Annotated in this window: 15 protein-coding genes and 1 tRNA gene; 9 read left to right on the forward strand and 7 right to left on the reverse strand. The window is 43.5% G+C overall.

What is annotated here, in order from left to right; genetic code table 11:
• Positions 1-20: 20 nt before the first annotated feature.
• Together B5D42_RS12715 and B5D42_RS12720 are read right to left on the reverse strand one after the other, a co-directional pair.
• Complete coding sequence (locus B5D42_RS12715; protein WP_176113003.1) at positions 21-668, reverse strand: nucleotidyl transferase AbiEii/AbiGii toxin family protein; 648 nt, start codon at positions 666-668, stop codon at positions 21-23.
• Positions 649-1,215, reverse strand: coding sequence for a hypothetical protein (locus B5D42_RS12720; protein WP_217698819.1), 567 nt, complete (start codon positions 1,213-1,215; stop codon positions 649-651). Before B5D42_RS12720 ends, B5D42_RS12715 begins: the two co-directional genes overlap by 20 nt.
• Before the next feature lie 202 nt (positions 1,216-1,417).
• Here B5D42_RS12720 and B5D42_RS12725 point away from each other — a divergent pair, with 202 nt between their 5' ends.
• From B5D42_RS12725 to B5D42_RS12740, 5 genes are all read left to right on the forward strand, one after another.
• Positions 1,418-2,008, forward strand: coding sequence for an HD domain-containing protein (locus B5D42_RS12725; RefSeq protein WP_078831897.1), 591 nt, complete (start codon positions 1,418-1,420; stop codon positions 2,006-2,008).
• A gap of 126 nt (positions 2,009-2,134) precedes the next feature.
• Positions 2,135-3,016 carry a helix-turn-helix domain-containing protein gene (locus tag B5D42_RS12730; RefSeq protein WP_217698820.1) on the forward strand — a complete coding sequence of 294 codons (882 nt, stop codon included), beginning with the start codon at positions 2,135-2,137 and terminating at the stop codon, positions 3,014-3,016.
• Between the two features lie 83 nt (positions 3,017-3,099).
• On the forward strand, positions 3,100-3,960 hold the full coding sequence (locus tag B5D42_RS12735; RefSeq protein ID WP_078831946.1) for an NAD-dependent epimerase/dehydratase family protein: 861 nt from the start codon (positions 3,100-3,102) through the stop codon (positions 3,958-3,960).
• A gap of 144 nt (positions 3,961-4,104) precedes the next feature.
• On the forward strand, positions 4,105-4,260 hold the full coding sequence (locus B5D42_RS17910) for a hypothetical protein (RefSeq protein ID WP_176113004.1): 156 nt from the start codon (positions 4,105-4,107) through the stop codon (positions 4,258-4,260).
• A 284-nt stretch (positions 4,261-4,544) separates the two neighbouring features.
• Complete coding sequence (locus B5D42_RS12740) at positions 4,545-5,558, forward strand: hypothetical protein (RefSeq protein WP_078831898.1); 1,014 nt, start codon at positions 4,545-4,547, stop codon at positions 5,556-5,558.
• 75 nt (positions 5,559-5,633) lie between these two features.
• Here the strand turns inward: B5D42_RS12740 and B5D42_RS12745 are convergent, their stop codons facing one another.
• The 3 genes from B5D42_RS12745 to B5D42_RS12755 form a co-directional block, all read right to left on the reverse strand.
• A complete protein-coding gene (locus B5D42_RS12745; RefSeq protein ID WP_078831899.1) occupies positions 5,634-6,554 on the reverse strand; it encodes a helix-turn-helix domain-containing protein in 921 nt (306 codons plus the stop codon).
• Between the two features lie 126 nt (positions 6,555-6,680).
• Positions 6,681-7,592, reverse strand: coding sequence for an NmrA family NAD(P)-binding protein (locus B5D42_RS12750; protein ID WP_078831900.1), 912 nt, complete (start codon positions 7,590-7,592; stop codon positions 6,681-6,683).
• A 229-nt stretch (positions 7,593-7,821) separates the two neighbouring features.
• Positions 7,822-8,559, reverse strand: a complete 738-nt coding sequence (locus B5D42_RS12755) for an SDR family oxidoreductase (RefSeq protein WP_078831947.1) — start codon at positions 8,557-8,559, stop codon at positions 7,822-7,824.
• An 89-nt stretch (positions 8,560-8,648) separates the two neighbouring features.
• Between B5D42_RS12755 and B5D42_RS12760 the strand changes: the two genes are divergently transcribed.
• Entirely contained in the window at positions 8,649-8,993 is a 345-nt protein-coding gene (locus B5D42_RS12760; protein WP_078831901.1) for a winged helix-turn-helix transcriptional regulator, read from the forward strand.
• 454 nt (positions 8,994-9,447) lie between these two features.
• Here B5D42_RS12760 and B5D42_RS12765 read toward each other — a convergent pair.
• Positions 9,448-9,521: transfer RNA gene (locus B5D42_RS12765), tRNA-Pro, on the reverse strand.
• Positions 9,522-9,651: 130 nt separating this feature from the next.
• Positions 9,652-9,870 carry a hypothetical protein gene (locus B5D42_RS12770; RefSeq protein ID WP_078831903.1) on the reverse strand — a complete coding sequence of 73 codons (219 nt, stop codon included), beginning with the start codon at positions 9,868-9,870 and terminating at the stop codon, positions 9,652-9,654.
• Positions 9,871-10,054: 184 nt separating this feature from the next.
• Here B5D42_RS12770 and ku point away from each other — a divergent pair, with 184 nt between their 5' ends.
• The 3 genes from ku to B5D42_RS12785 are packed head-to-tail and all read left to right on the forward strand — an operon-like array spanning position 10,055 to position 14,351.
• A complete protein-coding gene (gene ku, locus B5D42_RS12775) occupies positions 10,055-10,825 on the forward strand; it encodes a non-homologous end joining protein Ku (RefSeq protein ID WP_078831948.1) in 771 nt (256 codons plus the stop codon).
• Entirely contained in the window at positions 10,825-13,365 is a 2,541-nt protein-coding gene (gene ligD / locus B5D42_RS12780; RefSeq protein WP_078831904.1) for a DNA ligase D, read from the forward strand. The genes ku and ligD overlap by 1 nt, the downstream gene beginning before the upstream one ends.
• Entirely contained in the window at positions 13,362-14,351 is a 990-nt protein-coding gene (locus B5D42_RS12785; protein ID WP_078831905.1) for a YihY/virulence factor BrkB family protein, read from the forward strand. Before ligD ends, B5D42_RS12785 begins: the two co-directional genes overlap by 4 nt.
• Positions 14,352-14,384: the final 33 nt, after the last annotated feature.

Consider the following 14,384-nt stretch of genomic DNA (forward strand, 5'->3'; position numbering starts at 1 on the left):
GATAATCCGGTTCGCGTATATTATTTGTTGTCCACAAAAGCCCTTAATTGATTTATTATAAAATAAGTTGCAGGCGGTGATCCGTAACCGGCATGTGAATCTATCCATTCACCGAAATGAGGTTTATCTAATAATTCTCTGAATGTTTTTTTAAGATATGTACGCACTTCATCATCTCCCGCCTCCATATCTTCCCATATACGTGTGTTATTTTCCAGCACAAATATAATGTCCTCAAAATCTGTACTTGTTCTTCCATCGTTATTCCCCCGGCTTTTAAAAGCCTCAAGTTTAGTTGCGATGAAGTACTGAGGAGAAAATATACGGATGGAACTTTGGCCTAAATCATAATCGATAGCTGTTGCAAACCCTTTCGGATACCATCTGTTAGAAAAACCAAGCACATCATTATGTGTAGGCATCACATCAACAATAATATCCCTGATAATATATCTGCATACAATACCTGAAGCCTGATCATTGACAAATCCCATATCTCGCAAACGTTCATCTATAGCAGCATATTCGCTATGCGACCAAAGTTCAATTACGACATCAATATCATCGGTAGGTCTCGCTTCAGCAGATGATTTATCTGTATACAAACCAACAGTAGCGCCACCAACAAAAACAACTTTATCTTTCAGATCACCAAGTGATTCCTTCACTATCTGTATCCTCTTTATGTTCTCGTGATAGATCATGCAACAATAATTTTGACAAATATTTTAAGGCAATTTTTTTCTCTCTGCTTCTACCAGTACGTAAAACATCCAACATCGCCAGCACTTCATAAAGTGTAGGATCATCCTTTGCGGCCTTTACTTGGTTAGGATAGAGAGGCTCAATCGCCTGACCATAATCTTTGCCCCCTATATCAGGCCATACATAAATTTCACTGCTAATGATTTTTTCCAAAAAGATCGGATGACTATGAGCTGTTGCCATTCCACGCGTCATCCGTCCAGGAGACTGTGGAAAAACATAGGGCATACCGTATTGTAAAAACTCGAAGAGGCTAATTTTGTTGACCCTTTTCCGATTATAATCAATAAGACCGGCGAGGCTGCTCCTATTCAGGGACTCTGACACTTCTGCGCCGCTGATAAAAAGTGAGCGTGCCAAATCCTGGAATTGCCATTCCTGATTTCCTAAAATGACAATTTTTAGCAAAATAACAATATCCTGAGGTCTCATTCCTTTATGCTGTCTCATAAGTCAAATATATGAATAATTTCTCATTTTGCAAAATGCAAAATGAGAAATTAGAATTAGTAAAATAGATTTTTGTCCTTAACAGTTCCTCTCATATCATTAAAATTTATATGCCTTGTCGTTTCCCTATTAATAGGTACCCATTCTTATCTAATTTGCAGGTACTTGCATTTCTCCATCAGCCAATACAAATAAAGCACTCATGGAAACAGCTACCCTATTAAAACAGATCGGTTTCATCAAAGAAATCGACAAACTGAAATATATTACCCGCAAAACCAGACTGTTCAACAGCGACAGACACGAAAACGACGCGGAACACAGCTGGCACCTAGCTCTGATGGCGATTGTTTTAGCCGGGCATTCAAACAAGCCTATTGATGTGCTGAAAGTGGTAAAAATGGTGCTGATCCATGATATTGTTGAGATTGATGCGGGAGATACATTTATTTACGACACTGCCAAAAATCATACGAACACGGAAGAAGAGCTACGTGCAGCAAAACGGATCTTCGGGTTATTGCCCGCTGAACAGGCTTCGGAGTTTATTTCCATATGGGAGGAATTTGAGGCCGGCCATACCAATGAAGCCAAATTTGCAAGATCTATGGACAGGCTGGAACCCTTGTTACAAAACACATCCAACAACGGTGGCACCTGGGCTGAATTCAATGTGGGCTATCAGCAGGTATATGATAAGAAGTCGGTCATCAAAAAAGGCTCGGAAGCAATCTGGGAATATGCAGAGAATTTATTGAAGGAGAATGTGGAGAAGGGAATCTTGAGAAAATGATGAACTGGTCTATGCGGCATCATAATTATTCAAAGTTAAGGGGTTAGGCTTCTAACATCGTTTTGAAGACAATAACCAAAACATTTCAGATCTGTTTTAAAGGTTTGATTGTATTAATTTTGCCGGATGGCAGTAAAACGCAATACCGCGATACCCGGGATAGATATGACCGACCTTACAATCAAAGGCTTTAAGGCGCATGTACTTACCAACCCGCGGGATCTGCCTGTTTCATTGGGCCGCCGCGACTTTTACAAAATGGGTTTGGTGAATGGTGATATGTCCATCACTTATGGCGACAGGGTGATTGAAATGAATGGCCCGGTTCTCTTTTTTGTAAATCCCAAAGTACCGCATGGTGTTATCCATCGTTCCAGGGAGAGAACCGGTTACGCCTGTTTGTTTACACCTGCGTTTTTTATTGGCAGGGAAAGAACTCAGCTCCTGAACAATTCACCACTGGTACGTACAAGTGACGCGCCTCACATTGCACTGAACAATGAACAGGCAGAATTCATAGCTGGTATTTTTAAAAAGATGGTGTCTGTTTATGACAGTGATTACAGGCAAAAGGGCGAAATGATCAGTAATTGTATTGAACTCATCCTCCGGGAAGCGCTCAGGATACAGCCTCCGCAAAATGTACCGGAGTTCAAAAAAGGAGCAACCAGGATCACGCATCTTTTTTTTGATCTACTGGAACGGCAGTTCCCGCTGGAGCGTTCCGGCCAAGCGTTGAAGCTGCGCGCTCCTCAGGACTTTGCCGCGGGCCTGGCAGTGCATGTAAACTACCTCAACCGTGCCGTAAAAGAAGTTACCGGCAAACCTACATCTGTCCATATTGCCGACCGCATAGTTGCCGAAGCAAAAGCGCTGCTCCTCCATACCGACTGCAGCATAGCAGAGATCGCAGATGCATTAGGTTTTGAATACACTACCTACTTCAACAATTATTTTAAAAGGATAACAGGCGCAGCGCCAAATTCATTTCGGAAAGGGAAGGTTTGAAAATCATACTTATTGGTTTGAATCTCGTTGTCATTGCTCCCGCGAGGGCAGGAACTTTGCATGATGAATTTAAATCAAAACATATGAAAATTTTAGTAACCGGTGCAACCGGGAAAGTGGGCTCAAGGTTAGTTCCCCGCCTGATCGCAAAGGGGCATGAAGTCCGGATCCTGGTACGCGATGCGGCCAAAGCAGAAACGCTGACAACGCTCGGCGCGATACCTGTTACCGGAGACCTGTTCGATCCGGTATCCCTCGTACCGGCAGTGGAGGGCACCGATGCCATTGTTCACCTGGCTGCCTTTTTCCGGACACTTACAGATAACGAAGGAATAATAAAAACCAACCACAACGGAACCGTTGCACTCGCCAAAGCGGCCCTTGCTGCGGGTGTAAAAAGGTTTGTATTCACAAGCACAGGCAATGTATATGTTTCCGGCTACGGACATCCGGCAAGGGAAACTGATTTTGTAGATAGTAATGACCCCCGTGCGTATTCAGCGAGTAAGGTTGCCGCTGAACAGGAACTGCTGGCACTGCACAGAACCGATGGTCTGGACCTACGCATACTCCGCCTCTCCTTTGTCTATGGCGATAAGGACCCGCATATAGAAGAAATCCTGCCATTGCTTAAAAAATGGAACCGTCATCCCGGCTGGCGCATGCAAATGCTCCATCATCTCGATGTGGCGCAAGGTATTAACCTGATGCTTAACCTTGAAGGGCTGGATGGCCAGATTTTTAACCTCGCAGATGATGCGCCGGTTTCGCTGTACGAACTCGCGGATTCTTTCGGCCTCGCTGCTGATACTTTTCCCAAGGCAGAGGGACCGCTCCTGGATCCTTTTGAAGGCATCATGGACATATCGAAGATCAGGAAATTTGCGGGTTACCGCCCACTTGTGCCCAGTTATTACGTTGCCCGCGACCTTGACCTGTTATAGCCGGTTGCAATAGTGCGGAAAGATGTGGAAGAAGAATCCCTTGGAGTGGCTTCGCGTGTATTTTATTATACAGGAACGCATCTGTAACTATGGCATAATCCTTTCTTTTTACGTGGCATTATTAACCACTTAAAATTCAGGTTTATGGCACAGAATTCAAAAAAATCGATAGCACAGACCAAGTCGGTTGCCAGTAACAATGAAAAGATGAGTAAGGATTCAAGCACCGTATCAACGGGCAAAAAAAATTCTTCCGCCCAGGGCACAAGTGGGAGCCCGGGAAAAAGCAGCCGCAAATAGTAGGTTTAAAAATTAACTTATCCTGCCGCTGGTTAGCGGCAGGATTTTGCGTGCCAGATGACCAGGTTGGTATCGTTGTGCAGCAATGGTACAATGTTGACAGTATGATCCATGTTCTCTTAAAACGGCCATTTCACTATAAGCCGGTTTTTCATCCATGGGAACCTGATCAGCGAAAAGTTAAAGGGGCTTTGTGAAGCAAGAGATGTGAAATTCATTCTTATACCTATTTAGGAGTATTGGGCATTTTTTTCATACCGGCTATTTTTAAACATATAAACGATATGAGAAAACTGATAATGATATGCCTGTTCTTTATAACAGGTTATACACTGAACGCCCAGACAAATGCAATAGAAGCCAAAGCAGCCTATCTCCTCGCAGAAGAGAGTTACGGCAAAGGCGATTATAAAAAAACACTGGAATTCCTGAGCCAGGTCCGCGAAGCGCTTGGTAACACCAACTGTAAAATACTGTACTTACAGATCATGGCTACCCGCGAACTTCATGCAAAAGATTCCGCCAACAATGATATACTGCCCCTGATACTTCAATTTGAAAAAAGCCCCGACTATCCGAATTTCAACGAAGAGAAAGCCCTGGAAATAAGCAAGCTGAAACTCCTGGTAAAATCAGAACAGAAAGCCATCACAGACAAGCAGGCGGAATTAACGCTGGCCAGGGAAAAAAGGCGCGATTCACTTGCAAAAGCAAGAACTCAGGCGCATAAAGATGCATTTATCAATACGGTAACACTCAAAGGACAGTTCAATATCACACTGGATGAATTGGATAAAGCCAATCCGAAATGGAAGGTAAAAAAATGGGTAGCGGATAAAGTGTCGCCTACGGTAGAGTTATATCATAATACGGCATACAGCTTTGATACCGCTGAATTTCCATTTCCCACTATCCCTTCGATGAAAGGTTCTCACAATCCTTTTACTATTTTAGGTGTATATGTAAAAGATGGAAAAGTTACCGGTTACCAGGTGCTGCAGGCATACAGTACCTATATTTATGAAGGTTCATTACCGATTTACAACATAAATGTGGGGCTACCCGTTTCTTTAGCCAATATCTATTCCACTTCGCTTCTGCTCGATCCGATCATTACTCCTTTCACTATTAACGGGGCTACAGCCAACCGCTATCTCTGGACTGAAGGGAAGTACGGCTTCATGATAGAGGAAATGCATTACCTGAAGGGTGGCGGCGGTATCGTAAAGATCGTAGAAACCAAGTTCTACAATCCAACGGAAAAAGAAACTGCTTTATATCATCCGTCTGAAAAATGAGTACTACAGCCCCTTACATCCGGAAGCATACCCGGTTTTACGAAATTTCAATAGTCCGAAAGCTTACGCCATCTGTTAGTTAAATGATTGTCTGAATTCCACGGGTGAAATATCTGTCTTTGCCTTAAAAAGTTTGCTGAACGATTGTAAGTGTTCAAAGCCTAATTCATACGCAATTTCGCTAATTGACAGTTGTGTAGTTGACAGCTTTTCCTTCGCCTTGTCTATAAGTTTGTTGTGAATGTGTTGTTGTGTGCTTTGTCCTGTGAGCACTTTAAGCAAACTACTTAAATATTTTGGTGAAACATGTAACGTGTCTGCAATGTGCTGAACGGTGGGCAATCCTTTTGCAATTAAATTATCGCTGTTAAAATAATCTACAAGCAATTTTTCCAACCGGACCAGAAGCTGGTGGTTTGATTTTTCTCTTGTTATAAACTGGCGGCTATAAAAGCGCTCAGCATAACTAAGCAAACTTTCAATTTGTGCAATAATGATCTGTTTGCTAAACCTATCGATGTTTGCATGATATTCCTGCTTAATATTTTCAATAATATGATTGAGTGTATTTTCTTCCTTATCTGATAAAAACAAGGCTTCGTTTACCGAATAATCAAAAAATTCGTACTGTTTAATAGTTTTGGCAAGCGATGTATTCCATAAGAAATCAGGATGAATGAGCAACATCCACCCCGACTTCTTTTCAGCTACATCTCTATCGGGCTCTATCCTGAATACCTGGTTAGGTGAAACAAAAAACATAATACCTTCATCAAAATCGTATTGCTGCTGCCCGTACTTCATTTTAGCGTTCATTCCTCTTTTGACAGATATCTGGTAGAAATCAAACACCCAGTTTGTTTCAGCAATATCGGCAGGCCGCTGAACATTGCTGTAATCAATCACGCTGATAAGCGGATGCTCAGGCTGCATCAATCCTCTCAACCGGTGGAATTCGCTAATCGTTTTTATTCTTTTAGTTGGCCGTTGTTCCATAATGTAAAGTAAACCTGTTTATTCTGCTTAGTACCAAAAACAACTTTGATTTTATCGGGCTGCCATCAACTGCGTGAGCTTTGAGTAACTTTCGTTGCATTTTCAGAAGCCTCCATATATGAAAGATTACTTGTTTTCAGAATTATAAACCAATGCGAATTCTTTGGCAAAATCAGCCAGTTTTATTTTGCCAAAAGTTGGTTGGTGTTGGTAGTAATCTTCATATAGACTGCCATCGCCCTGGCTTCTCTGTAATTCAATAAAGCCTTCAGCAACCTGCTTATTAAAACCAATTCCCAACCAATTGTTCAATAATTGTTCATCAGGTATTACTTTCCATTCCAGATCAGGTTTTCCAATTTCATTTCCCAGGACTTTTGCAATTTCATTCGGAGAAACTTCATCACTGGCAACATATCGTACCGTTCTGCCTGCAAATGGTTGGTCCATTTCTTCAACAATTACATCTGCTACATCCAAAGGTGAAACCCAGGGTTCTTTTTTGTCACCACCATAGTTTGAAATAATGGCACCATTATATTTTATCGACTGCACAAAGGAAAACATATTGATATAAAAGCCGACCGGCCGAATGAACTTGATGGCGACATTATCCGGCAATTGTCTCAAAATGCTTTCTACATTGTAATGGAAGATGAGAATGCCAATGCCCTTGTTGGTATGAGCACCGATACTGCTCAAATGAATTACCTTTTTTATGCCCGACCGCTCAACCGCCTTTTTGTAGCTGTTGCCAATTTTGTTAATATTAGTAATAAAATCAACTGATTTATCAAAGAGATTACCGGCGGCTTCCATCGTTTCCATTAAATAGACAATGTCTGCTCCAGTGAATACTGTTGTTAAGAACCCGGCATCAAACATACTGCCAATAGCCGCTTTTGCACCCAGTATTTCAATGGCTTCTTTTCTTTCTGCATTACTGCTGATGACGGTTACCGAATGCCCTTTTTTTACAAGTTCTGTTGTAAGCGGCTTTCCGATGTTGCCCAGAGAACCGGTTAATACAATGTTCATTTTTTTACTGTTTTATTTTGCTTATGCAAAGTTGCACCGGCTGAAAAAAACAGATTTAGCTGAACTTCTGATTGTTTTAGCCAAAAGGAATGACAAAACAGCTGGCTATTCTGGCAGAGAATCCGTTCATATTACTATCGGTCGGGGTCATCCTGCAATTGCCAATTAACGGTCCGGATGTTGCAGCTGTGTAGATAATACTGAAGAACAACAAAACCATTACGTTTTTTTAAATGGTCATACCGCCGTCCATGAGGAAGTCGGCACCGGTAATATAATCGGCGTGTTCGCTGCTGAGGAACACAACCATTTTAGCCACCTCTTCCGGCTTACCAATTCTTTTCAGCGGTACCACATCCACCAGATCCTCCCAGATAGCATTGGCGGTTACTTCACCGTAAGAATGATGTAAGACATTTGTTCTGGTAGGTCCAGGGCTTATGGTATTAACCCGGATCTTCCTGCCACTAAGCTCTGCGGCAGCCGTTTTTGCGATCGAATTAAGGGCCGCTTTGCTGGCCTGGTAAACAGAACTCTGCGGCTTGTGCATAAAAGCCGTATTGGAAGACAGAAATATAACGGATGCACCATCACTCAGTACAGGAACCAGTTTGCTTAAAGTAAAATAGGCACCGCGGAAATTGATATCCATAACCGTATCGAAGTTCTGCTCGCTTTCATTTTCGATCAGGCCGGCGGCACCGGTAATCCCGGCGTTAATGAAAAGGATATCTATTTTACCAAAAGTTTCTGCAATATGATCGCGCAGAGCTTCAATGTCCTCTACCCGCGCCTGGTCAGCAACGAATGGCATGGATCCTGTTTCAAGTGCTGCCTGTTCTGTAGCGTCCTTTCTTCTGCCCGTGATCAGTACGGTAGCGCCCTGTCTGACCAGCTCTCTGGCAGTTGCAAGACCTATGCCGCTATTGCCGCCTGTTATCACTGCCTTTTTGTTTTTCAATTCCATGATTTGATAATTTTGAGCAAAGGTATCCGTTAACTGGTATACATTTGTAACCAGTATCATGTAGTATACCAGTAATCAATCGTTGAATCATGGCCAGAAACCAGCAGCAGGAACTTAAAGCATTACAGGACACCTTGTACTTTATCGGCGGTAAATGGCGGATCCCTATCATCAATTCGATCTGTAACGGGAACCGCCGCTTCCGCGAGATCGAACGTAGTATTCCGGGCATCACGACCCGGATGTTATCAAAAGAGTTAAAGGAAATGGAGCAGAGCAAACTGCTCAAAAGAACCGTGTACGATGAAACACCGGTATTGGTCGAATATGCGCCCACCGAGCACTGCCGGTCCTTTGGAAAAGTGATAGCTGAAATGATCCGTTGGGGTAAGGGTCACCGTGAAGTGGTGATCAGGGGGAATAAGGCAAAGTAAATGGCAGGCTGGACGCTTATCCAGTTTTTATCATTCCCATCAATCGCTGCAATCGGATTTGTCCCATTTCATCAGTGTGTTCCAGGATGGTAGTAGTTGATATTGGTACCACAACTCATTTTGCTTGTAAATTGTTACCCATTCCTCGAAATACTTTACGATTACCCTCTCCTGTACCGGGATTTCAGTTTCCCCTTTATGTCGGACAAGTGTCTGGTCAAACTTCTCATTTGCCATATCCTGTTCAATCAGTACGGCTGTTTTCTTGGCTTGTGCAATGTTGGTCTGGTTATCCTTTCCCAATTTTGAAGTGAATGGTCAAATTTGGCGGCTTTAAGCATTTTAAATGGATACTTAGGAAAATCGATAAGAAGTGCTGTGAAAAGCTAAAATTTCCAGTATTTACAAGATTTATCCCAATAAAAAACCTCAACATTTCTGTTGAGGTTTTCAGTCGGGAAGACAGGATTCGAACCTGCGACCCCCTGGTCCCAAACCAGGTGCGCTACCGGCCTGCGCTACTTCCCGGGCCATGTTCAAGCATCGCTGCTTTCACATCAGGGACGCAAAAGTAGGGGAATAAGATTTACCTGCAAAAAAATTGTGGAATTATATTGAGAAAAGAAAACCGGAAGCCATAGGCCTGGTTTCCAGCATCTTACAGCACCACCTGCCAGCGGTTGTCCATATCCAGCATATATGTAAGCCCGTTGCTCATCACATATTGCTTCCGGCCGGACTTATCTTCCTCTACCCGCAGTTCGTGTACGGGTCTGCCGCCATTCTCACGTTTCAGGAAACGCAGCAATGCTGCCGGATCTGGTTTTACGTCCTGCAGCCATTCCTCGTCCTGCTCTCTTACAAATGCCTGGCTCATAATCACTGTTTATACTGCAAGATAAAAAAACAGGGCCTTAAATAGATTGCCTGACAAAGCGTGGGCTGTAGAAAAAAATACGCAACAGCGCTTCGGGCAGCCTGAGAGAGGTTTCCAGCCTGTTTTCGGCCTTTACGGATGTATGGCATGTATTTTTTCGTTTCCGTATGTAAATCTTGTCTTTATGAAAGCAATCTGGACAGGCAGCATCGGGTTCGGGCTGGTGAATATTCCCATTAAACTGTACAGCGCTGTGGAGAACAGTGAGCTCGACCTGGATATGCTCGATAAAAAAGACCACGCCAACATCAAATTCAAGCGTGTGAATGAAAAAACCGGCAAGGAAGTGGCCTGGGAAAATATTGTGCGGGGATACCTGATGGATGATAAATATGTTATATTGGATGACAAGGATTTTGAAGGTGCCGCACCGGAAAAAACAAAGATCATAGAAATAGCCGAGTTCATAGACATCAGCGAGATCAACAGCATGTATTATGAAATGCCCTATTACGCAGAACCGGAAAAGAACGGAGCCAAAGCCTATACATTGCTGAGAGATGCACTGAAGAAATCAGGGAAAGCCGGTTTGGGAAGTTTTGTATTGAGAACCAAGGAAAGCCTCTGTATCATTAAAGCAGAGGATGATGTAATGGTGATCAACAGGATCCGTTTTGCACAGGAGATCAGGCAGCCGGAACTCAAAATACCGGCCACAACCAGTAAACCCGCAGAAATAAAAATGGCCATGGAACTGATCAAACAGCTGAGCGGAAGTTTTGATATTTCGAAATACAAAGACACTTATACCGAAAAACTGATGAAGATCATCCGCGCTAAATCGAAAGGCAAACAAACCGCCGCTCCTACCCTGAAAGTGGTTCATTCCAAAGCTACCGACCTGATGGCACAGCTGAAGGCAAGCCTCGGAGGTTCACGCAAAAAAGCATCCTGATGACACTTACTACTTATAACAAGAAAAGGAATTTCCATAAAACTTCCGAGCCTGCCGGTAAAGTATCGGCAGCAGATCAGCTGCGTTTTGTAGTACAGCGCCATCATGCCTCGCATATACATTATGATTTCAGGCTGGAACTGGATGGCGTACTTAAAAGCTGGGCGGTACCGAAAGGCCCGTCGTTGAACCCGGCCGACAAACGCCTTGCTATGCAGGTTGAGGATCATCCTGTTGATTATATCGGTTTCGAAGGAACCATCCCCGAAGGAAATTATGGCGCAGGTACCGTTGAAGTATGGGACCATGGCGCTTACATTCCGGTAGATGAAGCCGGCGAACCCATCACCTCGGCTAAAGCAAAAAGTGCATTGAAAAAAGGGAGCATTAAATTTGAACTGAAAGGAAAAAAACTGAAAGGAGGCTTTGCACTGGTGAAGATCAAAAAAGATGAAGGCAAGGGAAACAGCTGGCTGCTGATCAAACACCGCGACCGGTATGCAACCGATAAAACCTATAACAGCGAGGATTTCAGTAAGAACAAAAAGAAAGAAGATAAAAAGGAAGCACCGTCAAAAAAGCCGAAAACCAGCGCAGTAAAAAAAAAGCCCGCACACGCTGAACCAGCTTCTGTAATCATCGGCGATAAGAAGGTCAGTCATTATATCAAACCGATGCTTGCCAGCTCTGTTGAAGAAGCATTTGACCATGAAGACTGGATCTTTGAGCTGAAGATGGACGGTTACCGTGCCATTGCAGAACTTGAAGATCATGAGATCAGGTTGTATTCGCGCAACGGGCTTTCCTTCCTGGAGAAATATTCGCCACTGGTAACTGCGCTTGAAAAAATAAAACACAGGCTGGTGATGGATGGTGAGATTGTATTGATTGATGAAAACGGCAAACCCAATTTCCAGGAACTGCAGCATTACGATATCAATCAGACCAGCCTTCCCCTCGTCTATTATGTGTTCGACCTGCTTTCTTACGAAGGCGAAAGCCTCGAAGAAATACCGCTGACCGAGCGCAAAAAACTACTCAGAAAAATACTCGGAAACAACGGCATCATCCGCTACTGCGATCATATTGAAAAAAACGGCATGGCATTTTTCAAAAAAGCATCAGCCGCAGGAATGGAAGGTATCATTGCCAAAAGAAAAGACAGTTTTTATCATCCGGGCATCAGAACAAAAGAATGGCTGAAGATTAAACATCTGCAAACGCATGAAGCGGTTATAGCCGGCTATACCAGTCCACGTGGCAGCAGACAGCATTTCGGTGCACTGATACTTGGTAAATACAATAACGGCAAGCTTGAATACATCGGTCATACAGGCACCGGTTTCAATACCCAATCACTGAAGGATCTTGCCGCTTTGATGAAGCCGCTCATTACAACACAATCCCCCTTCGGTAAGCCTGTAAAAGTAAATTCACCGGTTACCTGGGTAAAACCAAAGCTCGTGGCAGAGTTGAATTTTACGGAACTGACATCATCCAATATCATGCGTCATCCTGTTTTTATCCGTTTAAGACCGGATAGAAACGCAAAAGAAATTACCATGAAAGAAACAACTGTAAAAGCCGCCCCGAAGCGCATAAAAAAAGCTGTAGCTCCTGAGGCCGCAGCCGAAAAGGAAAAGACAATTACGGTGAACAGAAAACAGGTAACGCTCACTAATCTGGACAAAGTGTTCTGGCCCGATGAAGGTTATACCAAGGGCGATCTCATCACATTTTATGATGAAATGTCGCCTTATATCCTTCCATACCTGGAAAACAGGCCTATGTCGCTGAAAAGAAACCCAAACGGCATTAAGGATGAAGGGTTCTTTCATAAAGATGCAGGTGAAAATGCGCCTGATTGGGTAAAGACAACGGATATCTATTCCGAATCTTCGGATAAAATCATTCATTATATCCTTTGCAACGATAAAGCCACCCTGTTATACCTCGCCAATCTTGGTTGTATTGAAATGAATCCCTGGAACTCCACTGTCAAAAAACCAGGATCGCCCAGCTACCTGGTGATAGATATAGATCCGTCTTCCGGAAACTCGTTCGACCAGGTGATAGAAGTGGCGCGTGCTACAAAGGAAGTACTGGATAAAGCCGGTGCCCTATCCTATTGTAAAACATCAGGCGCTACCGGCCTGCATGTATATGTTCCGATGGGTAATAAATATGATTATGATACGGTAAAGGATTTTGCCCACATCATTGCATCACTGGTACATGAGCAGGTACCGCGGTTTACGAGTCTTGAAAGATCTTTATCCAAACGCGGTAAAAAAATCTATGTGGATTACCTGCAGAACCGCACGGGACAGACACTTGCTTCAGCATATAGTCTGAGGCCCAAAGAGGGTGCAACAGTATCAACTCCGCTCGATTGGAAAGAAGTAAAAACGGGTCTCCATCCTTCCATGTTCACGATTCAGAATATATTCAAACGCATTGAAAAAAAAGGCGACCTGTTTGAGGGTGTTTTTGGAAAAGCAACCGACATCAGATCCTGTCTGAAAAAATTAGGCGTATGAAAAAGAAACATACATTTAAAAATATCTGGGAAGTACTTAAGAATGCGATCGATGGTTTTTCCGATGACAAAGTAACCAAACTCAGCGGCTCGCTGGCTTACTACACGGTATTCTCCATGGGCCCGTTGCTGATCGTGATCATTTCGCTTTGTGCTTTATTTCTCGGCAGGGAAGCGGTTGAAGGAAGGATCTATGCGCAGCTTGCAGAGTTTGTGGGAAGCGATACAGCCGCGCAGCTTCAGCAGATCATCAGGAATGCATCCGTAAGCGGGAAAGGCAAAACAGCGGCCATTATAGGCGGCGCAACGCTGCTCATCGGTGCTACAACAGTATTCGGCGAGATCCAGGACTCTATCAACGGGATCTGGGGTTTAAAGCCCAAGCCAAAAAAAGGCTGGCTGAAAATGATACAGAACAGGTTCCTCTCCTTTTCGGTGATCGTAAGTCTTGGTTTTCTGCTGCTGGTTTCTTTATCCATCAGCACAGTAATAGAAGGTTTCAGCAACAGTTTAAGAAACGCATACCCGGATGTAACGGTAGTTGTGTTTTATATCCTGAACCTGGTGATCACACTGGCAGCTACCACCCTCATTTTTGCCGTGATCTTTAAGGTATTACCCGATGCAGACATACGGTGGAAAGATGTAATGACCGGTGCCGTCACTACTGCCATCCTGTTTATGATCGGCAAATTCGGCATCTCGTTTTACATCAGCAAAAGCAATGTAGGCAGTACTTACGGAACTGCGGGATCACTGGTAGTATTACTGCTTTGGGTTTATTATTCTTCCATTATTCTGTATTTCGGTGCTGAGTTCACAAAAGCCTATGCCGTTCAATTCGGCAGAGCCATTCATCCGGCACCTTATGCAGTAACGGTAAGGCAGGAAGAAGTGGAAACAGGCAAGAAAACTGTCCAGGCAAAAGAAGCGGAAGTCCAGGCCGTAAAAGAAGAAGCAAAAGCGACTGAGCAAAAGAACAGTTGATGAATCAATCGTTTATATCCGTGTATATGTGGA

Source organism: Sediminibacterium ginsengisoli (genome assembly GCF_900167075.1).
Classification (GTDB): domain Bacteria; phylum Bacteroidota; class Bacteroidia; order Chitinophagales; family Chitinophagaceae; genus Sediminibacterium; species Sediminibacterium ginsengisoli.